The organism is Variovorax sp. RKNM96 (assembly GCF_017161115.1).
Taxonomy (GTDB): Bacteria; Pseudomonadota; Gammaproteobacteria; order Burkholderiales; family Burkholderiaceae_C; genus Variovorax.
In genome coordinates this window covers 1666523-1692281 of sequence record NZ_CP046508.1, presented here as the reverse complement: position 1 = coordinate 1692281, position 25759 = coordinate 1666523, and the positions used below count along the sequence as shown (strand labels likewise).

Sequence of the window (25759 nt, the reverse complement as noted above, 5' to 3'; positions counted from 1 at the left end):
GACCACGGATTTCAGTGGGCGCCTGCGTGGCGCAGCAACGCGGCCGCGTGTTCGCCGAGCGCGTCGGCGCGTGCGAAGTCGCCGACCTCGGCCTGTGCATGGACGCGAACGAGCGGCGCGTTGCCTTCGGGGTCACCCCAGGCGGCATCGATGCGCAATGCGCCGTCGGCCTGCCAGCGGGCATGCGCCGCGAGCGGCATCGAGCAACTGCCGCCCATCGCGCGGCTCACTGCGCGTTCAGCGGCGGTCGAGAGCCAGTCGCCCCGGTGCGCGAGCGGTGCGAGCAGTTCGATCAAGTCCTTGCGGTCGGCGCGCACCTCGATGCCCAGCGCCCCCTGCCCCGCGGCCGGCAGCATGTCGTCGGGTTCGAAGGCCACGCGGATACGGTCTCCGAGGCCGAGGCGCTTGAGGCCCGCGGCCGCCAGGATGATCGCGTCGTACTGCCCTTCGTCGAGCTTGCGCAGGCGCGTGTCGAGGTTGCCGCGCAGCGGCTCGATGCGCACATCGGGCCGCCTGGCCTTGAGCAGCACCACGCGGCGCAGGCTCGAAGTGCCGACCACCGCGCCGTGCGGCAGTTCGTCGAGCGAGGCGTAGCGGGGAGAGACCAGCGCATCGCGCGGGTCCTCGCGCTCCAGCACGCAGGCGAGGACGAAGCCTTCGGGCAGGTCCATCGGCACATCCTTCAGCGAATGCACCGCGATGTCGGCGCGGCCGTCTTCGATCGCCGTTTCAAGTTCCTTCACGAAGAGGCCCTTGCCGCCGACCTTGCTCAGGCTCTTGTCGAGGATCTGGTCGCCCCGGGTCGTCATGCCCAGCAGGCTCACCGTGTGGCCCCGTTCTTGCAAAAGCGCTTGCACGTGTTCGGCTTGCCAAAGGGCCAAACGGCTTTCGCGCGTTGCGATCACGATATTGCTCAAGACCGCTCCCAAAAAGTACAGGTTTCAGACCGTCGGAATGCTAGCATGTTGCGCCGCAGCAACGCAGGCGGCGCGTCCATTCAAGTCCCCAGGAACAACATCGAATGAAAGCCAGCAAGACCCCTGCCCCTCCCAAGCGCCGCCAGGCCGAAGACCAGCCACTGATCGACGACATCCGGCTCCTGGGCCGGATCCTCGGCGATGTGATCCGGGAGCAGGAAGGAGACGAGACCTATGCGTTGGTGGAAAAGATCCGCACCCTGTCGGTGGCCTTTCGCCGCGACGCCGACCACGCGGCCGACCGCGCGCTCAAGAACCTGCTCAAGGGCCTGAGCGCCGCCGAAACCGTGCGCGTGATCCGCGCCTTCACCTACTTCAGCCACCTGGCCAACCTCGCGGAAGACCGCCACCAGATCCGCCGCCGCACCGAGGCCGATCGCGAAGGCGTGCTGGCCGATGGCGACCTGCAGACCGCCCTCGCGCGCATCCGCAAGGCGGGCGTGAAGCCCGACGAGATCGTCGCCTCGCTCGCCCACAGCTACGTGTCGCCGGTGCTCACCGCGCACCCGACCGAAGTGCAGCGCAAGAGCATCCTGGATGCCGAGCGCGCCATCGCCTTGCTGCTCACCACGCGCGACGAAATCAAGCTGCGCCAGAACGCCTATGCGGGCGGCAAGGATGCGCTCTCGCCCATCGAGCTCGCCGAAAACGAAACGCAGATGCGCACGCGCGTCACGCAGATCTGGCAGACGCGCCTCCTGCGCTTTTCCAAGCTCACCGTGGCCGACGAAATCGAGAACGCGCTGAGCTACTACGAAGCCACGTTCCTGCGCGAGATTCCGCGCGTCTACGCCGACCTCGAGAAGGCCTTGGTGCAAGGCGGCAGCACGCCATCGGTCGCCCCGTTCCTGCGCATGGGCCAGTGGATCGGCGGCGACCGCGACGGCAACCCCAACGTCACCGCCGAGACGCTCGAATACGCGCTCGGCCGCCAGTGCGAACTGGCGCTGCGCCACTACCTCACCGAGGTGCACTACCTCGGCGGCGAGCTCTCGCTCTCGGCCACGCTGGTCGATGTGTCGGTCGAGATGCAGGCACTGGCCGAGCGCTCGCCCGACACCAGCGAGCACCGCAAGGACGAGCCCTACCGCCGCGCGCTGACCGGCGTGTACGCGCGCCTGGCAGCCACGCTGCGCGAGCTCACCGGCGGCGAGGCGGCACGCCACGCCGTCGCGCCGCAGAACCCGTACGCGAAGGCCGAGGAATTCCTCGCCGACCTGCGCACCGTGGAAGAGTCGCTCGACGAGAAGCACGGCAGCGTGCTCGCGGCGCAGCGCCTGCGTCCGCTGATCCGCGCGGTCGAGGTGTTCGGCTTCCATCTCGCCACCGTCGACCTGCGCCAGAGCTCCGACAAGCACGAGGCGGTGATCGCCGAGCTGCTCGCCACCGCGCGCATCGAGCCGTCGTACGCGTCGCTGGCCGAAGAGGCCAAGCAGACGCTGCTGCTCCGGCTGCTGGACGATGCCCGCCCGCTGCGCGTGCCCGACGCCGACTACTCGCCGCTCGCCAAGAGCGAACTGGCCATCTTCGCCGCCGCACGCACCGCGCGTGCGCGCTACGGCGCCGCGGCCATCCGCCACTACATCATCAGCCACACCGAAACGGTGAGCGACCTGCTCGAGGCGCTGCTGCTGCAAAAGGAAGTGGGCCTCTTGCGCGGCGCGATGGCCACCAACGCGGTGTGCGACCTGATCGTCGTGCCCCTGTTCGAAACCATCGAAGACCTGCGCAACGCCGCGCCCATCGTGCGTGCCTTCTATGCGCTGCCGAACATCCAGGCGCTCATCGAACGCTCGGGCGCCGAGCAGGACGTGATGCTCGGCTACAGCGACAGCAACAAGGACGGCGGCATCTTCACCAGCAACTGGGAGCTGTACCGCGCGGGCATCGCGCTGGTGTCGCTGTTCGACGAGCTCAACAAGAAGAAGGCCAACCCCATTCGCCTGCGCATGTTCCACGGCCGCGGCGGCACGGTGGGACGCGGCGGCGGCCCGAGCTACCAGGCGATCCTCGCGCAGCCGCCGGGCACGGTGCGCGGCCAGATCCGCCTCACCGAGCAAGGCGAAGTGATCGGCTCGAAGTACGCCAACCGCGAGATCGGCCGGCGCAACCTCGAGACGCTGGTGGCCGCCACGCTCGAGGCCACGCTGCTGCCGCAGGGCAAGTCGGCGCCCGCCGCCTTTCTCTCGGCCGCGGGCGAACTCTCGAGCGCCAGCATGGCCGCATACCGCAAGCTGGTGTACGAGACCCCCGGCTTCGGCGACTACTTCTTCGGCTCCACGCCGATCCGCGAGATCGCCGAACTCAACATCGGCTCGCGCCCGGCCTCCCGCAACCCGAGCCACAAGATCGACGACCTGCGCGCGGTGCCGTGGAGCTTCAGCTGGGGCCAGTGCCGGCTCACGATCCCGGGCTGGTTCGGCTTCGGCGCGGGCGTGGAGCAGTTCCTCGCCTCGGCCGGCAACGCCGCCGGCAAGAAGGAACGCGTGGCGCTGCTGCAGCGAATGTATGCGCAGTGGCCGTTCTTTCGCACGCTGCTGTCGAACATGGACATGGTGCTCGCCAAGAGCGATCTCGCGCTGGCCTCGCGCTACGCGGAACTCGTGACCGACCGCAAGCTGCGCCAGAAGGTGTTCTCGATGATCGATGCCGAATGGCACCGCACCTCGGACGCGCTCACGCTCATCACCGGCGCGAAGCAGCGGCTCGAGGGCAATGCGGAGATGCAGCGCTCGGTGCGCCATCGCTTCCCGTACATCGATCCGCTGCACCACCTGCAGGTGGAACTGATGCGCCGTTATCGCGCGGGCGATGGCGGCGAGCGACTGCAGCGCGGCATCCACATCTCGATCAACGGGGTGGCCGCGGGTCTGCGCAACACCGGCTGATCAGGGCTGATTAGGCTTCGGCCACCAAAGACAGAGGGCGCCTTGTGCGCCCTCTCCTACGTGAATAGTCGCCAATGAGGAACCCGTAAGGTCAATTAAACAGGTACGGTCGGACACGTTCACAGTTCTCGCAATCGCGCGGCAGCTCGAAGTCGTTCACAGGAGCCCGTTGCAATGTCAGTCCCGCAGTCCCTTACCCATTCGCAAGTCGATTTCGTCAGCGACGATTTCGAAGCCCTGGCTTCCCACATGCGCCACTGCGCGCGTGCCCACGGGCGATGGTTCTCGGTGCGAAGCCACATGCAACGTGTGCGTGCACTCGCTGCGGGCCGCATCGTCACGATGGCCTGCATGGCCGTGGTCCTCGTCATCGGTCTCTTCGCGATCGCTTGAGCGCCGCAGCCGTCGTCGACCGCCTCCAGGGGCTCAGTCACTACGCCCGGACCCTGCTTCTGGGTCCACATGACCCCGTAGCCCTTCCGATCCGCGCCGAACTCTTCGGTGCCCAACGTTTCGAACAGCACGGCCACAGCCTCGCGCGTGCGCAGGTGGTGGAAGAAGACCGCCGCCGCGCGCGCGAGGGCGCACCCTTCTTTCCGCGCGTGGACGAGAACCTGGAATCGCTGCGCGCCGCCTTCGACTACATCGCGCGCATCTCGCAGAGCGGGCGCTATGTGTCGCCGGCGGCCGAGTGGCTGCTCGACAACTTCCACCTCGTCGAGGCGCAGCTCCAGCAGATCCACGACGGCGTGCCGCGCAGCTACTACGCGCGCCTGCCCAAGCTGGCGACGCCGCCGCTCGCAGGCCTGCCGCGCGTGTACGGCATTGCGTGGGCGTACGTGGCGCACACCGACAGCGTGCTCAACAAGACGCTGTTCACCGCCTTCCTCAACGCGTACCAGGACATCGACGAACTCACACTGGGAGAGCTTTGGGCGCTGCCCACCACGCTGCGCGTGGTGCTGCTCGAAAACCTGCGCCGCGTGGCCGAGAGCATTGCCGAGAACAAGGTCGCGCGCGAGATCGCGCATGCCGCCTGGGATGCCGCGCCGCATCTCTCCGCGCACGACCTCGATGTGCTGTACCGCGCGCTGCAAAGCCACGGCCTGCAGGACAACTACCTCACGCAGCTCTGGCAGCGCCTGCCGGTCGAGCACGGCGAGAACATGCCCGCGCTGGTGCGCTGGACCGAGCAGCACTGCCCCAATGGCCCGGCGCTGATCAACGACGCGCAGAACGCGCAGGCGGCCGCCAACCTCACGGTCGGCAACATCATCACCACGCTGCGCATGATCGGCCAGGTCGAGTGGAGCGACCTGATCGAGCCGGTGAGCCGGTCGCTGCGCGTGCTGCGCGAACTGCCGAGCTTTGCGAGCGAAAGCGAACTCACGCGCCAGCAGATCACGCATGCCATGGAGCGCGTGGCGCGCGACACCGAGCAGCCCGAGCGCGAGGTGGCCGAGGCCGTCGTGCGCATGGCCGCGAGTGCGCCGGCCGACGACGCGGCCGCGGAGACCGACCGTGCAGACGGCACCGCGGGCTACTACCTTTTCGGCCAGGGCCGGCCAGCGCTGATTGCCGCGCTGCAGTCCGACGGGCAGGCGGGCCGCAACGGCCGTGCAGTCCATGGCCGTTCGACGGGGAGCCATCGCAGCTGGCGCCTGCCCGTGTACCTGTCGGCAGTCGCCGTGGGCACCGCATTGCTGCTGTTCGCCGTGGCGCGCGGCCTCGCGCACCGCGGCGACTGGACCACCGTGGTCGCCCTCGTGCTGCTCGCATGGCCGCTCTCCGAGGCGCTGATCGCGCTGGCGCAGCGGATCATGGCGGAGTCGGTGCGCGTGCAGGCGCTGCCGCGCCTGGACTTCGCGGCCGGCATTCCCGAGCGGCATCGCGCACTGGTCGTCATTCCCACATTGCTGACCTCGACCGCGAACAGCGCGCAGCTCGCCCACCGGCTCGAGCTGCACTGGCTCGCCAACCGCGAGCAGCACGCGCAGTTCGCGCTGCTGACCGACTGGGCCGACGCCCCGCAGGCCTCGCTGCCCGAAGACGCACCGCTGCTGGACGACGCCATCCAGCGCATCGCCGCGCTCAATGCGAAATACCCTGCAGCCGATGGCATGGCGCCGCGCTTCCTCGTGCTGCACCGTCCGCGCACCTGGAGCGACACCGAGGAACGCTGGATGGGCTGGGAGCGCAAGCGCGGCAAGCTGGAGATGCTGGTGCGCCTGCTGGCAACGGGCCATACCAGCGATATCGGCGGCTTCCTGCCGCTCGCACCCGGCCAGCAGCTCGCCGCGGGCCGCACGCCGTATGTGCTGACGCTCGACAGCGACACGGGCCTGCCGCCCGGCGCGCTGCGCGACCTGGTGTCGATCGCCGCGCACCCGCTCAACGCGCCCGAAGTGGATGCGCAAAGCCGCCGCGTCGTCGCGGGCTTCGGCATCCTGCAGCCGCGCATCGTCACGCCGTTCCCGATGCGCAACGAGCGCTCCCCCTTTCATTGGATGTTCGCCGGCCAGTGCGGGCTCGACCCGTACGGCAGCGGCGCCTCCGACATCTACCAGGACGTGTTCGGCAGCGGCTCCTTCACCGGCAAGGGCCTGCTGAACGTGCGCGCGCTGCACGCCACGCTGGACGGCCGCCTGCCCGACAGCGCGGTGCTGAGTCACGACCTGCTGGAAGGCACGGTCGCGCGCTGCGCGATGGTGAGCGACGTGGTGCTGATCGAAGACCACCCGCACCATGCCGGCGTGGCCGCCTCGCGCGTGCACCGCTGGGTGCGCGGCGACTGGCAGCTGCTGCCGCTGATGTGGCGCGCCCGGCGCTTCGGCATCGACGCGCTCGGCATCTGGAAGATGGGCGACAACCTGCGCCGCTCGCAGGTGGTGCCCGCCTCTCTCGCGCTGCTGGTGCTGGTGATCTTCACGCAGGCCATGCCGCTCGGCTGGGCGCTGGCAGCCGTCGGCGCGGCGCTCACGCTCGGGCCGCTGCTCGGCGCGCTGGCCGGGCTGGTGCCGACGCGGCGTGCCATCGAGCTGCGCCATTTCTTCGACGTGGGCGCGGTCGAATTGCTGCGCGCCATGGCCGGCGCGGCCTGGCAGTTCGTGCAGCTCGCGGCGCAGACGCGGTTGCTGCTCGACGCGGCCTTTCTCGCGACGTGGCGGCTGGTGGTGAGTCGCAAGCACCTGCTGCAGTGGACCACCGCTGCGCAGGCGCAAGCGCAGTCCAGCCAGCAGTTGCTGCCGTTCCTGCGCAGTGGCGCTCTCAGCAGCGTGCTTTGCCTGCTGCTCGGTGTCGCGGCGCACTGGAGCGCGTACCCGATCGTCGGGCCGCTGCTGTTCGTCGTCTGGGCGCTCGCGCCCGTCGCCGCATGGTGGAGCAGCCGCGTCGATGCCGAGGTGCCCGATCCGTTGAACGCCGAGCAGCGCACTTATCTGGAAAAACTCGCGCACGACACCTGGCTTTTCTTCGAGCACGTGGTCGGCCCCGACGACAACCACCTGCCGCCCGACAACCTGCAGCTGGAGCCGCAGCCCACCATCGCCCACCGCACCTCGCCGACCAACATCGGCATGTACCTGCTGGCGGCGTGCTGCGCGCGCGAGTTCCGCTGGATCGACACCGCCGCACTGCTCGCCCGCATCACCGCCACGCTCGACACCGTCGACCGCATGCAGAAGCACCAGGGCCACCTCTTCAACTGGTACGACACGCAGACGCTCAAGCCGCTGCCGCCCGACTACGTCTCCAGCGTGGACAGCGGCAACTTCGCGGGCCATCTCGTGGCGGTGGCACAGGCCTGCCGCACCTTTTCCGCGGAGGGCTGCGAGAGCCACGAAGCGCCCGCGCTCGAAGCGCTCGCGCAACGCTGCGACGCGCTGCACGCCGGCATGGATTTCAGCGGCCTCTACGACGCGAAGCGCCACCTGTTCCACATCGGCCTGCGTGTCGAGGAGAACGTGCTCGACGCGAGCTACTACGACCTGCTGGCCTCCGAGTCGCGCCTCTTGAGCTTCCTGGCGATTGCCAAGGGCGATGTGCCGCGCCGCCACTGGATGGCGCTGGGCCGGCCGTTCCTGCTGGTGGGCTTCGAGCCCAGCCTGAAGTCGTGGTCGGGCTCGATGTTCGAGTACCTGATGCCCGCGCTCGTGATGTCCGAGCCCGAAGACGGCCTGCTGCAGGTGGCCAACACCGCCGCCATCGCCGAGCAGCAGGCCTTCGGCCGCGCGCAGAACCTGCCGTGGGGCGTTTCGGAATCGGCCTACTTCGCGCAGGACCACTCGCTCGCCTACCAGTACTCGCCCTTCGGCGTGCCGCGCCTCGCGCTGCGCCGCACGCCGCCCACCGACCGCGTGGTGGCGCCTTATGCGAGCGCGATGGCCGCGTTGCTGGCGCCGGCGGCGGCGGTGAGCAATCTCGAACGGCTCGAATCGCTCGGTGCGCGCGGCGAATTCGGCTTTCACGACGCGGTGGACTTCACCACTTCGCGCCAGGCCGAGGGCCAGGACTTCACTGTCGTGCGCAACTTCATGGCGCACCACCAGGGGATGTCGCTGGTGGCGCTGTGCAACGTGCTGTGCGCCGACGGGCCGCGCCGCTGGTTCGGCAGTGCCGCGCTGGTGCAGGCGCACGAGTCGCTGCTGCACGAGCGCACGCCGCGGCAGATCATCGGCAGCGCCGATCCGCGCACGCCACCCGAGCCCAGCCAGACCGAACTCGCGCCGCTGTTCCAGCCGCGCCTGGTCGATCCGATGGCGGCCGGCTTCCAGCCCACGCACCTGCTCTCGAACGGCCGCTACACGGTGGCACTGCGCGCCAACGGCGCGGGCGTGAGCCGCTGGCGCTCGTTCAACGTGACGCGCTGGCGCGACGACCCGCTGCGCGACAGCCACGGCACCTTCTTCTACATCCGCGACGAAGGCCAGCGCGAGCTCACCTCGCTCACCACCCTGCCCGCGCCCGGCGCCGACTGGCTCTACCGCACCCGCTTCCTGGCCGACCAGGTGCAGTTCGATGCGGCCGGCCCCGGCCTGCAGGTGCGCACCACGGTGCTGATCAGCCCCGAAGACGACACCGAGCTGCGCAACATCACGCTGCACAACTCGGGCGACGAGACGCGCACGCTCGAGCTCATCTCGTACTTCGAGCCGGTGCTCTCGAACCCCAAGGCCGACGAGGCGCATCCGGCCTTCGCCAACCTGTTCGTCGAATCGCGCTGGGAACCCGCGTGGCGCGCATTGCTGCTGTCGCGCAAGCCCCGCCTGCACGGCGACCCCGTGGTGGCCGCGGCGCATTTCGTCGCCTCGGTCGATGCGCATGTGCTCTCCATCGACTGCATGACCGACCGGCGCGCCTTCATCGGCCGCAACCGCTCGCTCGCGAGCCCCGCGCTCGACCCGCAGCCGCTGCAGGTCAACGGCACGCCGGTGAACGGTCTCGATCCCATCGCGTGCCTGCGCGTGCGCCTGTCGATCGCGCCGGGCGCCACCGCGCGCCTGAGCTTCGCGACCACGGCCGACGAGAGCATCGAGGCGCTGATGCCCGGCATCGACCGCTACCTGCAGCCGATGCACGTGGAGCGCGCCACGCGCATGGCCGCCACGCTGGCGCAGGTGCGGCTGCGCGATTTGAGCATCGCGCCCGCGCAGAACCTCGCGCTGCAGGACCTGACGACCATCCTCACCTACACCACGCCGCGCGTGATGAAGGACCGCGGGCTCATCGACCTCAGGCAGATCTGGCGCTTCGGCATCTCGGGCGACAAGCCCATCGTGCTGGTCTACATCCATTCGATGAATGGCATGGGGCTCATCAACACGCTGCTGCGCGCGCAGCCGTGGTGGGGCTTCGGCGGCGTGGCCTGCGACCTGGTGGTGCTCAACAGCGAGCCCAACTCCTACCTGATGCCGCTGCAGCGCGAGATCGAGACCCTGCGCACCCGCGTGCAGCAGCAGACCCAGAACAGCTTTCCGCGCAACGACACGGCCGGCTTCTACCTGCTGCGCGATCACGAGGTGGCGCCGTCGGAGAAGGCTGCCCTCTCCAGCCTCGCACGCGTGGTGTTCACCGCCGACGGTCGCGCCCTCGAAGTGCAGGTGGCCGCGTTGCATGAAGCGCGCAGCCCGACGATCGCTGACGACAGCAGCGCGCCAGTGCCGCAGCGCACGCCGCTCCTGATGCGCTCCGCCGCGGCCCAGTCGGCGCAACCTGCGACAACGCCGATGGCGGCGCCCGCCGGCCGCTTCGATGCGCAGAGCGGCGAGTTCCGCTTCGACGTCGACATGGACAACCGCACGCCGCGCCCCTGGGTCAACGTGATCGCCAATGCCAACTTCGGCTTCCAGGTGTCCGAATGGGGCACCGGCTTCACCTGGGCCGGCAACAGCCGCATGCACCAGGTGACGCCGTGGTCGAACGACCCGGTGCAGGACCCGGCCTTCGAGCACTACCTGCTGCAGGACCTCGCCTCGCGCGAGCTGCTGCCGCTCACGCCGGCCGGCCAGGGCTCGGGCGGCTCCGAAGCCGTGCGCCACCGCGTGCGGCATGGCCAGGGCTACACGGTCTTCGAATGCCGGCTGCGCAACCTGACGCTCAAGACCACCTTCTTCGCGGACCGCGACGACGCCGTCAAGCTGGTGCATGTGCGCGTGCACAACGAGGGCTCGGGCCAGCGGCGGCTGCGCGCGCTCGGCATGGTCGAGTGGCAGATGGGTGCGGCGCGCGGCGAGCGGCGGACCGTGCATTGCTGGAAGCCGGAAGACCAACCCGCGGTGTTCGGCCAGCAGCGCGAATCGGGCGGTGGCTTCGGCGGGAGCACGGCCTTCCTGCTGCTGGCGGGGTTGCCCGGGGCCACGCAATGGACATGCGATCGCAACGAGTTCTTCGCGGGCCACGGCATCGTCGAGGTGCCCGAGACGCTCGCGCGGCGCGCGGGCAGCGGGCTCGATGCCTGCGCGGCCATCGGCGGCGAGTTCGTCGTGGGTGCCGGCGAGACCGCGGAATTCACCTTCGTACTGGGCCACGCCGACACGTCCGAGGCCGCGCTCGATCTGGCGCACCGCTGGCGGCAGCGCGACGTGCCGGAGGCGCTCGCGCAGGTACGTGGCTTCTGGGACGAGCTGCTCGGCCGCCTTGCGGTGCGCACGCCCGATCCGCTCTTCGACGCGATGGTCAACCGCTGGCTCGTCTACCAGACGCTGGCCTGCCGGCTCTGGTCGAAGGCGGGCTTCTACCAGGCGGGCGGTGCCTTCGGTTTCCGCGACCAGTTGCAGGACGCGATGGCCTTCGCGCTCACCGATCCGGCGCGGCTGCGCGAGCAGATCCTCGTCAACGCCGCGCGCCAGTTCCCCGAGGGCGACGTGCAGCACTGGTGGCACATGCCCGGCGGCGCCGGCGTGCGTACGCATTTCTCGGACGACCTGCTGTGGCTGCCGTTCGCGACGGCGCACTATGTCGAGGTGACCGGCGATGCCTCGCTGCTCGACCAGGTGGTCGGCTTCATCGAAGGCCCCGCAATTCCCGAAGGTGCCGAAGACGCCTACTACGCACCGCAGAACAACGGCCGCACGGCCACCGTGTTCGACCACGGCGCGCGTGCCATCGACCGCAGCCTCAAGACCGGCGTGCACGGCCTGCCGCTGATGGGCACGGGCGACTGGAACGACGGCATGAACCGCGTGGGCCACGAAGGCCGCGGTGAATCGGTATGGCTCGCGTGGTTCCTCTGCAGCGTGGTGGAGCACTACGCACCGATCGCCGAAGCGCGCGGCGAGCACGAGCGCGCGGCACGCTGGACCGAGGCGCGGCGCGGATGGATCGCGGCGCTGCACGATGCAGGCTGGGACGGCGCATGGTTCCGCCGTGCCTTCTTCGACAACGGTGCGCCGCTGGGCTCGTCGACCAACGACGAATGCCGCATCGACCTGATCGCGCAGGCGTGGTCGGTGCTCTCGGGCGCATCGGACGAAGCGCACACCCGCCCGGCGATGGCCTCCATCAAGAAGCACCTGCAAGACGAGCCCGCGGGCCTGCTGCGCCTGTTGACGCCGCCCTTCGCGCACTCGACCAACAACCCGGGCTACATCCAGGCCTACCCGCCGGGCGTGCGCGAGAACGGCGGGCAGTACTCGCACGGCGCGGTGTGGGCGCTGATGGCGCAGGCGCTGCAGGGCGACCATGAAGCGGCGTGGCAGAGCTTCGAGGGGCTGAGCCCGGCGCACCGCGCGGCGAATCCGGCGCGCGGACCGGCCTACGAACTGGAGCCCTACGTGATGGCGGGTGACATCTACGGCGCCGCGCCGTATGTCGGACGCGGTGGCTGGAGCTGGTACACCGGCTCGGCCGCATGGCTGCACCGCGCCTCCGTCGAGACGCTGCTGGGGCTCAGCGTGAAGGGCAGGCAGCTCTCGCTGACGCCGCACGTGCCCGCGCACTGGCCGGGCTTCGAGATCGCACTGCGGCTCGGCGAGCGCAGCCTCACGCTGCAATGGGGCACGCCCGAGGTCGCCGCAACACCGACGCACCACGTGGCTGTCGGCGAGTGGATCGACTGGCAGGCGCTGCCGGCGAATGCCGTGCTGCGAGTGGGTTAAGGTCCGCGGGCCCATTCACCCGCACATCCAATGACCAAGATCCAGTTCCGCCGCAAGCTCATCGTCATCATTCTGCTGTGCGTGGCGGTCACGGGGGCGGTGGTGCGGCACTACGCGGAGCGCGGCACCACCACGCGGGACATCGCCACGCTGCTGATGGTGCTGTGGGTGCCGATCATCGGCAACGTGATCGCATGGCTCATCGGCAAGCTGCCGCGCCGCGCGCCCCGGCCCGCGCAGGCCGAGCCCGCGAGCTTCGATGCGCGGGGCGCGTTCACGCCGCATCGGCGGGTTGCGCTCACGCTGAGGCCGGCGGCACTGCCGGTGCACGACGTGCCACTGGGCGCCGGGGAATACCGTGGCGCGCTGGTGATCGACAAGGAAGGCTTCTCGGCCCGATGGATCGTGCCGCAGGGCGAGGCGCTGGCGCGCGGCGAGCCGCACACGATCGACATCGAATTCCTCTCGCCGGACCTGGCCCTGCCGCGCTTTGCACCGGATGCGGAATTTCGGGTGCTGGTCGACGACCTGTTCGTGGCCGACGGCCGGGTGCTGCAACCCGCGTAGCACCATCGGGTGGCGATAGCCACCACCGAGGCGGCAATCGCGCTCCCGACAGCAAGAAAAGGGGCGATTGTTCGCTGAAGGGAAACTGACTACTGCCGCGAGCCCTCTTTGTCGCACAGCCGTCAGCTTTCACACTCCCTGGACTCCCGCAACAAGCATCGGCACGCGCTTCGCCGATGCGCTCCAGGACCTCCTTTCATGATGAACACACCCAGCAGCAACCCCTGCGTCGACGATCTCGCGCCCGGGTTGGCCCAGCCGGCGGCACGCTCCGCCTGGCTGGCCGTCGGCTCGATCGCCGTCGGCACCTTTGCCATGGTCTCCACCGAGTTCATGCCCATCGGCCTGCTCACCGATATCGCGCGCGGCCTGAACGTGTCCGACGGCACGGCCGGCCTGATGGTCACGATGCCCGGCGTGCTCGCCGCCTTCGCCGGGCCAGCGCTGATCGTGGCCTCGGGCAAGCTGGACCGCCGCACGGTGCTGATCGCGCTCACCACGCTGCTGATCGCCTCGAACCTGCTTGCCGCCTTTGCACCCAACTTCGCCACGATGCTCGTCGCGCGCCTGCTGCTCGGCCTGTGCGTCGGCGGCTTCTGGACCTTTGCACCGGCTGCCGCCACGCAACTGGTGCCCGACGCTTCGAAGGCGCGCGCCATGTCACTGGTGCTGGCCGGCGTGTCGGCCGCGACGGTGCTCGGCGTGCCCGCGGGTTCGTTCCTCGGCACGCTCTTCGGCTGGCGCGCTTCGTTCGCGGTGACCGGTGCGCTCGCCGCCGTCGTGCTGCTGGTGCAGCTGTGGCTGCTGCCCGCGATTCCGCCGGTGCGCGCCATCGGTGCACGCGATCTGCTCACTCCGCTCACGCGCCGCATGGCGCAGGTCGGGCTGCTCGCGGTGCTGTTCTTCATTGCCGGGCACTTCGCGGCCTACACATATCTCAAGCCTCTGCTGCAGCAGGTGTTCGGCCTGGAGCCCAATGCGGTGTCGACGCTGCTGCTGGTCTATGGCGCGGTCGGTTTCATCGGCACTTTCGTCGGCGGCAGCCTGGTGGCGCGCAGCGTGCGCGGCACCACCTTGCTGGCGGCGCTGATGCTGGCGACGGCGCTGCTGCTGTCCACGATGATCGGCAGCGGCTTCGTGCCCGGCGCGGTCGTGGTCTTCATCTGGGGCGTGGCCTTCGGCCTGATCCCGGTGGCGCTCACCGGCTGGATGATGGAAGCCGTGCCCGATGCCCCCGAAGCCGGCCAGGCGCTGCTCGTGAGCGGCTTCCAGGTGGCGATCGCCTCGGGCGCCCTCATCGGCGGCCTCACGGTCGACAACTTCGGCATCTCCAGCGCGATGCTGCTCAGCGGCGGGCTGGTGCTGATCGCCGCGCTGATCGTCGGGACGCTGGGCCGGACGCGTGGTGGTCCGGTGCTGGCTACCTTGCCCGAGTAACCGGCCCCGCCTTCCTGCCCGCCGCCGCGATCGCATCGAGCACCACGCGCAGGGCCTTGTTGACCGGCTTGTCGCGCCGGATGACAACGGCCAGCGTACGGTGCATGCGCGGTGCGAGGCGGCTGATCTTCAGCTCGGGGTGGGCACCGCGGCCCGTCATCGCCATGCGCGGCACGATGCCGTAGCCCAGCCCCGCAGCCACCATCTCCTTCATCGCCTCGACGCTGCCCAGCTCCATCACGGGCTGCGGCTGCAGGCCTTCGGCGGCGAACCAGCGGTCGACCAGCTTGCGCGTGTTGGCCGCGGGCTCGAACAGCACCAGCGGCAATGCACCCAGGTCGCCCGGCGTCACCCGCGCCTTCAGCGGTGCAAGGTCGCTGCGGCCGATGGCGACGAACTCGTCGTCGAGCACCGGCGTCACGCTCAGCGAACGGCCGGCGGCGGGCAGCGTGACCAGTGCGAGGTCGATGCTGTTTTCCTCGACCTTGCGCACGTGGTCCTCGGTGTTGCCAGTGCTCACCACGATGCCGAGCGCGGGAAACTCCTCGCGCAACGCGCGCAGTACGGCCGGCAGGAAATGCAGGCACGCGGTGGCGCCGGTGCCCAGACGCACCCGGCCCGTGACGCCGCTCGCGTGGTCGGCCAGAGCGTCGATGGCGTTGTCCACCGCGGTCTCGATGTGCTGCGCATGGCGCAGCAGCTCCATGCCGGCCGGCGTGGCCCTCGCGCGCTTGCCGACCCGTTCGATCAATCGCACCGCGAGCCTGCGTTCCAGCTGCCGCACCTGCAGGCTGATGGCCGGCTGCGTGAGGCCGAGCCGGTCGGCCGCAGCCGAGAAGCTGCCGGTTTCGATCACCAGCGCGAAGGACTTGAGCTGGTCGAGGTTCAGTGTCTTGTCCAAAGTATTTCTTATGCCTTGCATAGGTCATCGAAGCTTCTCTTATCGATGGCGGAGCGTCAAGATTCGAGACATGCCCTCACAGACTCTTGTTTCCACCACCCTCGACATCCTCGATGCCGGGCCGCACCACATGGCCTCCGTGCAAGCCATCTACAGCCACTACGTGCAGCACGACCTGTGCTCGTTCGAGGAAGAAGTGCCGACCGTCGAGCAGATGCAGGCCCGTCGCACGGAGGTACGCCGCCACGGGCTGCCCTACCTCGTCGCACTGAAGAACGGCGAGGTCGTCGGCTATGCCTATGCGAGCCCCTACCGCGCCCGCTCGGCCTATCGCCACACGGTGGAAGACTCGATCTACGTCGCGCACGGCATGCACGGGCATGGCATCGGCAAGGCGCTGCTGCGGGCGGTGATCGCGCGCTGCACCGAGAGCGGCTTCACGCAGATGGTGGCGGTGGTGGGCAACAGCGCGAACGCCGGCTCGATGCGCTTGCACGAAAGCCTCGGTTTCGAGACAGTCGGCGTGCTGCGCAGCGTCGGCTTCAAGTTCGGGCAGTGGGTCGATACCGTGTTGATGCAGCGCGCACTGCGCTGAGCGCCGCGCTCAGCCGGCCTCGTCCTCCGACCACTCCGGGCTGTAACCGCCCAGCGTCGGGTGGTACATCTCGTCGCCCGAGTGCTGGGTGAATTCGACATTGAGCCGGTCTTCGCGCAGCCCGAGGATGTCGATGCAGTCGCGGCACAGGGCCTTCGCGACTTCGAGCCGCAACTCGGCGGAGCGGCCGCGCCGGATGTCGCACATGAGCACCGACACCTCGGTCGGCTCGCCGTCCACCATGCGCCAGACGCCGCCCTCGCCCACCTCGCGGATCGCGACGCTGATGCGGCGGATGTCGACGCTCATCAGGTGCGCATAGGTTTCGCAGAGCTTGCGCGCGAGGCGCTTCTTGTCGGCCACTGCATGGCGGCCGTTCACATCGAGCTGGAGGTAGGGCATGCCGCGCACCTTACGGAAATTCGATGTCACCAGTTGCGTCGCAGGCATTCAGGTTTTTGTTTGCCACCGGAAGGCCATCCCCGGTCTAATACGGGCCATGGCCAAGAGACGAAGCCTCAAATCAGACACCTGCCCGATGGCGCGCTCGCTCGACATCGTCGGCGACCAGTGGTCGCTGCTCATCATCCGCGACGCCTTCGACGGCATGAAGCGCTTCGGCGAATTCCAGCAGAGCCTGGGCGTGGCGAAGAACATCCTTTCGGACCGACTGAAGAACCTCGTGCAGGAAGGCGTGCTAGCGCTGGTGCCCGCGTCCGACGGCACGATGTACCAGGAGTACGTTCTCACGCCCAAGGGCAACGGCCTCTTTCCCGTGGTGGTGGGCCTCAGGCACTGGGGCGAGCAGCACCTCTACGGCAAGGGCGAGGCCCACTCGGTGCTGCTCGAGCGCGACAGCGGCAAGCCGGTGCGCAAGCTCGACCTGCGCACGCATGACGGCAAGCCGCTCGATGCGGCCGACACGTTCGTGAAGAAGCTGCCCCTCAAAGCAGCACGCAGCAAGGCGCGATAGATCCACGCGGTCCGCACGGTTGCAGGCTCGCAAGTCAGGCGCTACTGCGCCCCACTGTCGGCGTCCTGCATCAACCAATGCGCTTCTTGGCTCCAGCCCAGAAATGGCCGGACGTCCAAGCTTTTTGCGGCACCGCTTCGTTCTGCGACCACTGCCTCGAGTCCCGACAAAGCCGGATTGAAGCGCTGCTGGAAAGCCTTGGGCTGCTCGCTCAGATGTGCCCATGCCCATGCCATGAATTCCTTGATCCCCTCCGGGCTGCACCGCGAGAGAACAAAGACCATCTGGCGCCAAGCGTAAGCCGAATTCTTGATATGTATCAGCCTTGCATGCCTCTGTCTCACGCGAATCTGAAGGCGACCGCATACCCAAGCGAAACACTGCCGGGCCAGCCCGGGCAGTTGCGCGGCAAGTCTTTCGTCCAAGCCGAATTGAGCGAAGAGCACCGCAAGGTTGTGCGTAGTCAGGATCTGCGCCTGCTCGATCACCATGCCGTTTCTCGCCGTTCCCCATCCCTCCAGTGCCACACCGGCGCGGGATGCGCACAGCAGAGCCAGCGCATCGGGCTTCATGCCCCGCGCTGCCTCGTTCTCCTGGCCCGGATCGGGCAGAGCGGCCAGTGCAAGAGCATCGATTCCGTAGTAGGCGGCATAGAGGCTCCCCTGTACCACTGAAGCCGCCGACTTTGCCGCGACAAGGAACTTGGGAGAAAAGCGTCCCATGAAAATGTCGACCGCAACTTCCTCGACCAACGGCAAATTCAGTCCTGCAGCGTCGTTCAATGCGTGCAATTCCCGCAACAACTTATTGGGCAGGATCGCTTGCGGAAACGCGGTGATCGCCAGTTGTGCCACCTCGGCCAGCACCTGCGTTGCAGTCTGGCGGGCAGCAGCATCGTCTCGACGAAGATTCGAGATGGCCGCCACCCACGGCAGTTCCTCGATTTGCACTTGGCTTTGCAGGTTCAGCAGCAGCAGTGAACGGCGACGTCGAAACGCGCGGTAGATCGATGCGTACAAGCGACGCAGCGCAGGATCCGCAATGCCGGCCGCGCGCAAAGTCGACGTCCATTGAGGCAGCACCTGCGCCAGTACTTCGCCCGATGGAACAGTGTTGCGTTGGATCAACTCGGCGATCGTTCCCTTGTGACAGCGAACGATCTTCCGATGCAGGGTCGGTGGAACGAGTGTTCCTTCGGAAATGCCGCTCGATGCCACTTCAGTTGCATCGGTGGGCCTGACGATCGATGCGATGTCTTCGAGGCCATCGTCACGCCTGAATGCCTCGAGTCGCTGCGCCACTTGGCGGGAGATCTGCTCGAAGGTGGGGGCCGCCGCGTGGCGAAGCTGATGCTGTCTGCAGACCTCGCGCTCCGGTGCATCTGGCAACCCCCGCTTCGCAACGTAGCGCGCAACTATCAAACGGATGCGTCCCACGTCCTTGCCACTCAGGGCTTCAGGTGACGAAGCGCATTTCCGAAGATATTCACGCAGCGAGGCGAAGCTGTCGCCCTCCCGTTCCGGACGCGTGCACAGCACGTGCAAGGCGCGTGCGTTCTTGCAGTTGTCAAGCAGCGCCAACGCGCGATCGCGCCAACCGTCCGGATAGCGCGCGCAGGGCCAGCCCCCCGTGACGGTAAACCCGCCAGCCTCATTGCGCTGCCAAGCGCCATCCGCCGCTTTCAGCGCACGCGGCATCTCGCCCGTCACCGTCTCGAGAAAGAGGCCGACCATTCGGTCATAGATCGGTCTCCAGATCTCGATGGCCTCCTTCTGAGCCAGGACCTGCGGGTTCGGCGTTACAGCCCTCAAGCGATTCAAGACCGCAGCGACGTCTTCCACGCAGACCCGCATGCCGTACTCGCGTGCCTGCAAAGCCGGAACAGGGTAGAAGCGCAGTTTCGAAAAATAAGGGGTGAGTTCATCGACGAGCGCGCGTGCGATGTCCGACCGACTCTCCCGCACCAGCCAAGCTATCGTGAGCATGGCCCCTTCTTCCGGCACGTCAATATCGAAGCGGCCTGAATCCAGCATTGCCTGCAGTCGCGCGAGCCCCTCATCGGTGAGGAAGAACGTGTTCAGCGCGAAGCGCGTTTCCGATTCGGGCGCGTCGGACGCGACTTCATCGCGCAGCAACCGCTCATGGACTTTGAGCGATCCACCCGCCAGCAACTTGCCAGTAGAAAAGCCACCCGTCGCAACTTCAAGCGTGGCCCAGGCCGGCGTGCCCTTCACCGGCGTGCGCGCCCCTGTGACGATCGAACCATCCGCGCTTCCGAGAATCACCGAGGTCCATTGACGGATGCGCTTGACGGCATGTTCGCGGACCGAGGTCTCAGCATGCCCGGCCGCCATCAGCGCACGTGCAAGCTGGAAGTTCGCGTAGCCGCCCGGTTGCGCGGCAGCGAGATCTCGCGATCCATTCGGATCATCGTCCATGGTCGTACTGGATGAAGATGGGTCCGGGGGCTGGGGTTGAACCAGCGCCTTCTCGGTAACAAGCCGAGTGTTCTGCCACTGAACTACCCCGGAGCAGGAAAAAATTGGATGTGCTGCGTCCGTTTCTATCACGCGCGCTCTAAACGCCGGGTTTTACTCCCCCAGCAGCTCGCCGATGGGCTGCAGGTCTTCCACCCGGTCGCAGATGGACTTGATCACCATCGTGATCGGAATGCCCAGCAGCAGTCCCCAGATGCCCCAGAGCCAGCCCCAGAAGATCACGCCCACGAACACCGCCACCGGGTTCATGCGGCTGGTGCGGCTGGTGAGCCAGGGCATCAACAGGTTGCCGATGACCGTGTGGATGGCCAGCGATATGCCGCCCACCAGGACGCCCATCTGCAGGCTGTTGAACTGCAGGAAAGCCACCAGCCCCGCGGCCACTAGCACGATCACCGAGCCGATGTAGGGAATGAGGTTGGTCACCGCCGCGATGATTCCCCACACGGCCGCGTTCTCCACCCCGATGACCCAGAACGCCAGCCCGGTCGTCACGCCCACCACCACGCTCACCAGGATCTGCACCAGCAGGTAGCGCTCGATGTTGCGGGTGATGTCGTCCAGCACATGCACCGTGACCTTCTTCTTCTGCAGGCTCGACCCGGTGATCTTGATGAGCTTGCGGCGGAAGGTGTCGCCCGAGCAGAGCGCGAAGTAGGTGAGAAAGGCCACCAGCGTGAGTTGCCCGAGCGCGCTCAACAGGCCGACGGTGCCGCTGAGCAGGTAGTCGCGCACGTTGAAGCCGGGCCGCTCGATGATGACGCGGGCCACGCCGCGCCGCGAGGCGACGCGCGCGGAGTTCTCCTCGGCCGCCTTCTCCAGTTGCGCGGCCGCCTGCTGCACGGACTCGAGCGGCGTGGCGCTCGCGCCCTTGTCGCGGCGCATGGCCTGCCCCAGCTTCTGCGCGGCGATCGGCAGGGAATCGACCAGTTGCGATGCATTGGCCGACAGCGAATAGCCCGTCCAGCCGATGCCGCCGAACAGGCCCACGAGGATCAGCGCGGCGCCGATCCAGCGCGGCAGGTGCCAGCGATGCAGCATCTCGACCAGCGGCGACAGCGCGTAGGTCAGCAGCAGGCTCAGCATCAGCGGAATGAACACCGCCTGGCCCCACTGCAGCGCGAAGACGCTGGCGAGCACGGCGAGCACCACCAGCGAGGCGCTGCGCACGTCGACCGGCATGTGCAGCAGCAGGCGCCTGCGCGCCGCGGCGGGCGTGTCGGTGGACGGTGCGTTGTCCACGTCTGCTGTTGCGGGCGCAGGCGACGGTGACGACTCGGGGGCGTCGGCGGCCGGAGGCTCGGCCGCGGGCTCCGGGGCTTCGGCGGCCAGGGGTTTCTCGGGCGGGGCGTTCTTTTCCTCGGTCATCGCGTTTCCTTGAGCACCTCGCGCACGGCGGCGAGTTGGCGCCGCGACACCGCGACGGGTTCGGGAATCGCATCGAGCCGGAGGGCCCAGCCTTCGGCGTCTTCGCCGTCGTCGTATTTCTCGAGCGCGCGGATGGCCGAGCGGGCCACCAGCGCATTGCGATGCACCCGCAGGAAGCGGTTCGGATAGCGCTCCTCGAACTCGTTGAGCGAGCCGTCGAGGATGTGGCTGCGCGTGGCGGTGCGCACGGTGAGGTACTTGTATTCGGACTTCAGGTACAGCACCTCGGACAGCGGCACCCGCTCGGCGCGGCCGCGGTCCTGGATCAGCACGGTCTCGGGCACCGCCTCGGCCTGCAGCGCGCGCCGCTCCTTCAGGAAGCGCTCGGCCTTCTGCAGCGCCTGCTGCAGCCGCTCGGCACGCACCGGCTTGGTCAGGTAGTCGACCGCATCGAGTTCGAAGGCGGTGACCGCGTGCGTCGCGTGCGCCGTCACGAACACCACGGCCGGTGCATCGGGGTTGCTGCGCAGCGCGCGCGCCACCTCGATGCCGTCGACGCCGGGCATGTGCACATCGAGCAGCACCAGGTCGAGGTCCATCGTGGCCAGGTGCTGCTGCGCCTCCGCGCCCTGCGAGGCCTCGGCCACCACTTCGGCCGCGGGCGTGGTGCAGTCGCGCAGCAGGGTGCGCATGCGGGAACGCGCCAGGGCTTCGTCGTCGACGATCAGGGTCTTGAGGGTCATGATGATTCGGCGGGGATCGCGATGCGCACCCGGTAGTTTTTCTGATCCATGCCTGCGCTGAACTGCATCTGCATGTCGTGCAGCAGCCGCAGCCGATCGCGCACATTCGCCAGCGCGATGCCGTGGCCGCGCGGCAGCGGCTCGTCGGCCCAGCGCAGCGGCGGCAGGCTGTTGACCACCTCGATCACCACCATGCTGCCGCGCCGCTCGGTGCGGATGCGCAGCTTGGCGCCCTCGGGGCTGGGCTCCACGCCGTGCTTGATGGCGTTCTCGACCAGCGGCTGCAGGAGCAGCGGCGGCAGTCGCGCATTGCTGGCCGCAGCGTCGAGGTCCCATCGGATGCGGAGGCGCTCGCCGAAGCGCACCTGCTCGATCGCCAGGTAGCGCTCGGCCAGCGCGATCTCGTCGGCCAGCGTGCCCGATTCACCGGGGTCGGCCAGCGCCTGGCGGAACAGCTCGGCCAGGTCTTCGAGCATGGTCTCGGCCTTGGCGGGCTCCTCGCGCACGAGGGCGATGGCGCTGTTGAGCGTGTTGAAGAGAAAGTGGGGACGGATGCGCGACTGCAGTTCCTCCAGCCGGGCCGTGGTGGCGGCGGGCGTCTGGCCGCGTGCGCGCAGGGCCATCGCGGTCATGACGAGGCCTGCGAAGAGCGCGCCGGCCAGGCCACTGGCCAGCCACGGCGCATTGGCCAGCACGCCCGTCAGGCGCAACAGGCCGCAGCCATAGAGCGATGCGAGCGCGCCGAGCAGGGCGCCGGCCGCGTACTGCCACTGGCGCGGCAACCGCCGCAACTGCTTCTTGAGCCCGCAGGCGGTGACCAGCCACAGCAGGGTCGCGGGCAAGGCGCCGCCCGTGACGGTGGCCGTCTGCACCAGCCATTCGCCGGGCGTCGAGACCACGAAGAGCGCGGCGATGGCCACCACCACCTCGACGAACACCACGGTGCGCAGCACCACCCCGATCTGGCACGCATCGAACAGCGAAGGCCCGCCGCGCAGGGGCGCACGAGCCCTCTCCGACGGCGTCGGGGGCGTGGAGCCAGAGGTGGCCGATAAAATCGCCGGGTTGCGCATCGCGGACATCACAGTTACATCGGGTGACCAACCCATTATTGCCTCCTGGACGGCTCCCATGACCCAAAACCAACTCGACAAGAAATCCGAAGCCTGGTCGGCCCTTTTCTCCGAACCGATGAGCGACCTGGTGAAGCGCTACACCTCCAGCGTCTTCTTCGACAAGCGCCTCTGGCAGGCCGACATCGAAGGCTCCCTCGCCCATGCCGGCATGCTCGCCGCCCAGGGCATCATCCAGAAGCAGGACCACGCCGAAATCGAACGTGGGATGGCGCAGATCCGCAGCGAGATCGAATCGGGTGCCTTCGAGTGGAAGCTCGACCTGGAAGATGTGCACCTGAACATCGAGGCGCGCCTGACGCAGCTCGTGGGCGACGCCGGCAAGCGCCTGCACACCGGCCGCAGCCGCAACGACCAGGTGGCCACCGACGTGCGCCTGTGGCTGCGCGGCGAGATCGACCTCATCGGCGACCTGCTCACCGAGCTGCAGAAGGCGCTGGTGGACATCGCCGAGAAGAACGTCGAGGTGATCCTCCCCGGCTTCACCCACCTGCAGGTGGCCCAGCCGGTGAGCTTCGGCCACCACATGCTGGCGTATGTAGAAATGTTCAGCCGCGATGCAGAGCGCATGGGCGAGGTGCGCCGGCGCGTCAACCGCCTGCCGCTGGGCGCCGCCGCCCTCGCCGGCACCAGCTATCCGCTAGACCGCGAACTGGTCGCCAAGACGTTGAACATGGATGGCGTCTGCCAGAACAGCCTGGACGCCGTGAGCGACCGCGACTTCGCGATCGAATTCACCGCCGCGGCGAGCCTGTGCATGGTGCACATCAGCCGCATGAGCGAAGAACTCATCCTCTGGATGAGCCAGAACTTCGGCTTCATCCAGATCGCCGACCGCTTCACGACCGGCTCGTCGATCATGCCGCAGAAGAAGAACCCCGACGTGCCCGAGCTGGCCCGCGGCAAGACCGGCCGCGTGGTCGGCCACCTGATGGCGCTGATCACGCTCATGAAGGGCCAGCCGCTCGCCTACAACAAGGACAACCAGGAAGACAAGGAGCCGCTGTTCGACACCGTCGACACGCTCAAGGACACCCTGCGCATCTTTGCCGAGATGATCGGCGGCATCACCGTGAAGCCCGAGGCGATGGAAGCCGCAGCCCTGCGCGGCTACGCCACCGCCACGGACCTGGCCGACTACCTCGTGAAGAAGGGGCTGCCCTTCCGCGATGCGCACGAAACCGTGGCGCATGCCGTGAAGGCGGCAACGTCGCACAAGGTCGACCTGGCCGAGCTCCCGCTGGCCGTGCTGCAGCAGTTCAACCCGAACATCGAGAAGGACGTGTACGACGTGCTGAGCCTGCGCGGCTCGCTCAACGCACGCAACATCCTCGGCGGTACCGCGCCTGCGCAGGTGAAGGCGCAGGTCGCGCGCCATCGCAAGCGCCTGGGCTGATCGCGGCACCGCAGCAGCAGCAACCGGCCTCCGCACCGTGTTCTACGCCATCCCGCTCGAGAACAAACCGAGCTGGCGCAACCCACCGTGGCTGACGGTGCTGCTGATCCTGGTGAACATGATCGTCTGGTGGGGGCCGCAGACCAGCGAGGAGAACGGCCGCGAGCGCGCCGCCCACTACTACGCGAAGAGCGTGCTGCCCGAGCTGGAGCTGCCGCCCTTGGTGGAGTGGCTGAAGAAGACGGACGCGAAGCGCGGCAAGCTGGCCGAGCGCATGTTGAAGGCCGAGGTCTACGACCAGTTGATCGAGGCCATGGAGCGCGACAAGGCCTTCCAGAAGAAGCTGAAGGCCGAGGAAATCATCACCCCCGCCCACCCGCAGTACGCCGAGTGGAAGCGCGACCGCCAGCAGTACGAGTCGATGCTGCCTGCCCCCTTCACCGAGCGCTGGGCGCAGGACTACGGCAAGGACGCCGGGTTCAGCAAGCCCTGGACCCTCATCACCTCCGCCTTCCTGCACGGCAGCACCGGCCACCTGCTGGGCAACATGCTGTTCCTCTTCCTGTTCGGCGCCTCGGTCGAGCTGGCACTGGGCCGCAGCACCTACCTCAGCTTCTACCTGCTGGGCTGCGTGGGCGCCTCGGCGCTGGCCGCCTGGGCCTATGCGGGCAAAGGCTCCTACGGGCTCGGCGCCTCGGGCGGGGTCTCGGCGCTGATGGGCATGTACGCGGTGATGTACCGGCTGCGGCGCATCCGCTTTTTCTACCAGCTGTTCTTCTATTTCAACTACGTGAGCGCGCCGGCCCTGCTCCTGCTGCCGGCCTGGATCGTCAACGAGCTGATGCAGCACTGGCTCGCCGACGAGGGCGTCGCCTACATGGCCCACCTGGGCGGCCTGCTCACGGGCGCCGCGCTAATGGGCGGCGCCATGCTGCTGGGCCGCGTGAAGACACCCGAGACGGTGAAGTCGGAAATGGCGAACGACGACGACCGCTTCGACCAGCACGTGGCCGCCGCCCGCCGGCTGGGGGCCGCGATGAAGTTCGACCAGGCCGCGGCCGAATGGCGCGCCGCCGCGGCCCTGCGCCCCGGCGACACCGACACGCTGCGCGCCTGGTTCAACACCGCGCGCCTGCAGCCCGCGAGCGAAGACTTCCACCAGGCCGCGCGCCGCATCTTCCGCCTGCCCGCCACCGACCCCGAGACGATCGCCCTGCAGCACGCGAGCTACCGCACCTACCTCGACCAGGCCAAGCCGGGCCTGCGCCTGAAGCCCGACGACATGGCCCGGCTCGCGCGCCGGTTCGCGCGCATCCGCGAATTCGGCGATGCCGACATGCTGTGCCGCATCCTGCTGAAGACGGCGCCCGACCATCCCCAGCTGGCCGACACGCTCTCGGTGTGCGCCAACGGCCTGCTGCATGCGGGCGAGCGCGAGAAGGCGATCGGTCTCCTGCCGCACCTGCTGCGGCTCGCGCCCAACGACATGGTCACGCGCGCCCTGCAGCGCGCGTGAAACCACACCAGCGCCCGGGGGCTGTCATGCCCCTGTAGACGGCCGTTGGCAGCATGTGGCACTGCAATTGCTGCGTCTGGCGTGTAAAGCCGGCCCTTGCGCCCGCGCCTCATTGAACTTGGGGCTGCCCGCCCGCTCCATCCGGGGCTTTTTCCTACTTCCGTTGCCTGATC

16 protein-coding genes and 1 tRNA gene are annotated in these 25759 nt (G+C 68.3%); 9 read left to right on the top strand and 8 right to left on the bottom strand.

The features are described from left to right. Nucleotides 1-11 precede the first annotated feature (11 nt). Complete coding sequence (gene hemC, locus GNX71_RS07655) at nucleotides 12-938, bottom strand: hydroxymethylbilane synthase (protein ID WP_206179376.1); 927 nt, start codon at nucleotides 936-938, stop codon at nucleotides 12-14. An 83-nt stretch (nucleotides 939-1021) separates the two neighbouring features. On the opposite strand from hemC, the gene ppc reads away from it, so the two are divergent. The 5 genes from ppc to GNX71_RS07630 all read left to right on the top strand — a co-directional run bounded on the left by ppc (nucleotide 1022) and on the right by GNX71_RS07630 (nucleotide 14463). Further along, nucleotides 1022-3865: a phosphoenolpyruvate carboxylase gene (gene ppc, locus GNX71_RS07650; protein ID WP_206177770.1), complete on the top strand. Its 2844-nt coding sequence runs from the start codon at nucleotides 1022-1024 to the stop codon at nucleotides 3863-3865. A gap of 174 nt (nucleotides 3866-4039) precedes the next feature. Then, complete coding sequence (locus GNX71_RS07645) at nucleotides 4040-4258, top strand: hypothetical protein (RefSeq protein WP_206177769.1); 219 nt, start codon at nucleotides 4040-4042, stop codon at nucleotides 4256-4258. Further along, nucleotides 4255-12459: a glucoamylase family protein gene (locus GNX71_RS07640; RefSeq protein ID WP_206177768.1), complete on the top strand. Its 8205-nt coding sequence runs from the start codon at nucleotides 4255-4257 to the stop codon at nucleotides 12457-12459. Before GNX71_RS07645 ends, GNX71_RS07640 begins: the two co-directional genes overlap by 4 nt. Before the next feature lie 30 nt (nucleotides 12460-12489). Further along, nucleotides 12490-13026 (top strand): hypothetical protein, encoded by a 537-nt coding sequence (locus GNX71_RS07635; RefSeq protein WP_206177767.1) that lies wholly within the window; start codon nucleotides 12490-12492, stop codon nucleotides 13024-13026. A gap of 198 nt (nucleotides 13027-13224) precedes the next feature. Then, a complete protein-coding gene (locus GNX71_RS07630; protein ID WP_206177766.1) occupies nucleotides 13225-14463 on the top strand; it encodes an MFS transporter in 1239 nt (412 codons plus the stop codon). Here the strand turns inward: GNX71_RS07630 and GNX71_RS07625 are convergent. Beyond that, nucleotides 14447-15385, bottom strand: coding sequence for a LysR family transcriptional regulator (locus GNX71_RS07625; RefSeq protein WP_206177765.1), 939 nt, complete (start codon nucleotides 15383-15385; stop codon nucleotides 14447-14449). The two genes, GNX71_RS07630 and GNX71_RS07625, sit on opposite strands and share 17 nt — an antisense overlap. A gap of 49 nt (nucleotides 15386-15434) precedes the next feature. Here GNX71_RS07625 and GNX71_RS07620 point away from each other — a divergent pair, with 49 nt between their 5' ends. Beyond that, on the top strand, nucleotides 15435-15959 hold the full coding sequence (locus tag GNX71_RS07620; RefSeq protein ID WP_206177764.1) for a GNAT family N-acetyltransferase: 525 nt from the start codon (nucleotides 15435-15437) through the stop codon (nucleotides 15957-15959). Nucleotides 15960-15968: 9 nt separating this feature from the next. On the opposite strand, the gene GNX71_RS07615 is transcribed toward GNX71_RS07620, so the two are convergent. After that, nucleotides 15969-16361 (bottom strand): tautomerase, encoded by a 393-nt coding sequence (locus GNX71_RS07615; protein WP_206179375.1) that lies wholly within the window; start codon nucleotides 16359-16361, stop codon nucleotides 15969-15971. Between the two features lie 97 nt (nucleotides 16362-16458). On the opposite strand from GNX71_RS07615, the gene GNX71_RS07610 reads away from it, so the two are divergent. After that, entirely contained in the window at nucleotides 16459-16932 is a 474-nt protein-coding gene (locus tag GNX71_RS07610; protein WP_206177763.1) for a helix-turn-helix domain-containing protein, read from the top strand. A gap of 41 nt (nucleotides 16933-16973) precedes the next feature. Here GNX71_RS07610 and GNX71_RS07605 read toward each other — a convergent pair whose 3' ends face one another. The 5 genes from GNX71_RS07605 to GNX71_RS07585 all read right to left on the bottom strand — a co-directional run bounded on the left by GNX71_RS07605 (nucleotide 16974) and on the right by GNX71_RS07585 (nucleotide 22650). Then, nucleotides 16974-19370: a hypothetical protein gene (locus tag GNX71_RS07605; protein WP_206177762.1), complete on the bottom strand. Its 2397-nt coding sequence runs from the start codon at nucleotides 19368-19370 to the stop codon at nucleotides 16974-16976. A gap of 18 nt (nucleotides 19371-19388) precedes the next feature. Further along, nucleotides 19389-19463, bottom strand: a tRNA-Thr gene (locus tag GNX71_RS07600). A gap of 60 nt (nucleotides 19464-19523) precedes the next feature. Beyond that, the gene (locus GNX71_RS07595; protein ID WP_206177761.1) at nucleotides 19524-20798 is read right to left on the bottom strand and encodes an AI-2E family transporter; all 1275 of its coding nucleotides are present in this window, start codon (nucleotides 20796-20798) and stop codon (nucleotides 19524-19526) included. Beyond that, nucleotides 20795-21541, bottom strand: coding sequence for a LytTR family DNA-binding domain-containing protein (locus GNX71_RS07590; RefSeq protein ID WP_206177760.1), 747 nt, complete (start codon nucleotides 21539-21541; stop codon nucleotides 20795-20797). Before GNX71_RS07590 ends, GNX71_RS07595 begins: the two co-directional genes overlap by 4 nt. Continuing rightward, on the bottom strand, nucleotides 21538-22650 hold the full coding sequence (locus tag GNX71_RS07585; protein WP_206179374.1) for a histidine kinase: 1113 nt from the start codon (nucleotides 22648-22650) through the stop codon (nucleotides 21538-21540). The genes GNX71_RS07590 and GNX71_RS07585 overlap by 4 nt, the downstream gene beginning before the upstream one ends. Nucleotides 22651-22672: 22 nt before the next feature. Here GNX71_RS07585 and argH point away from each other — a divergent pair, with 22 nt between their 5' ends. Continuing rightward, nucleotides 22673-24070, top strand: coding sequence for an argininosuccinate lyase (gene argH / locus GNX71_RS07580; protein WP_206177759.1), 1398 nt, complete (start codon nucleotides 22673-22675; stop codon nucleotides 24068-24070). Nucleotides 24071-24107: 37 nt separating this feature from the next. Then, the gene (locus GNX71_RS07575) at nucleotides 24108-25586 is read left to right on the top strand and encodes a rhomboid family intramembrane serine protease (RefSeq protein ID WP_206177758.1); all 1479 of its coding nucleotides are present in this window, start codon (nucleotides 24108-24110) and stop codon (nucleotides 25584-25586) included. Nucleotides 25587-25759: the final 173 nt, after the last annotated feature.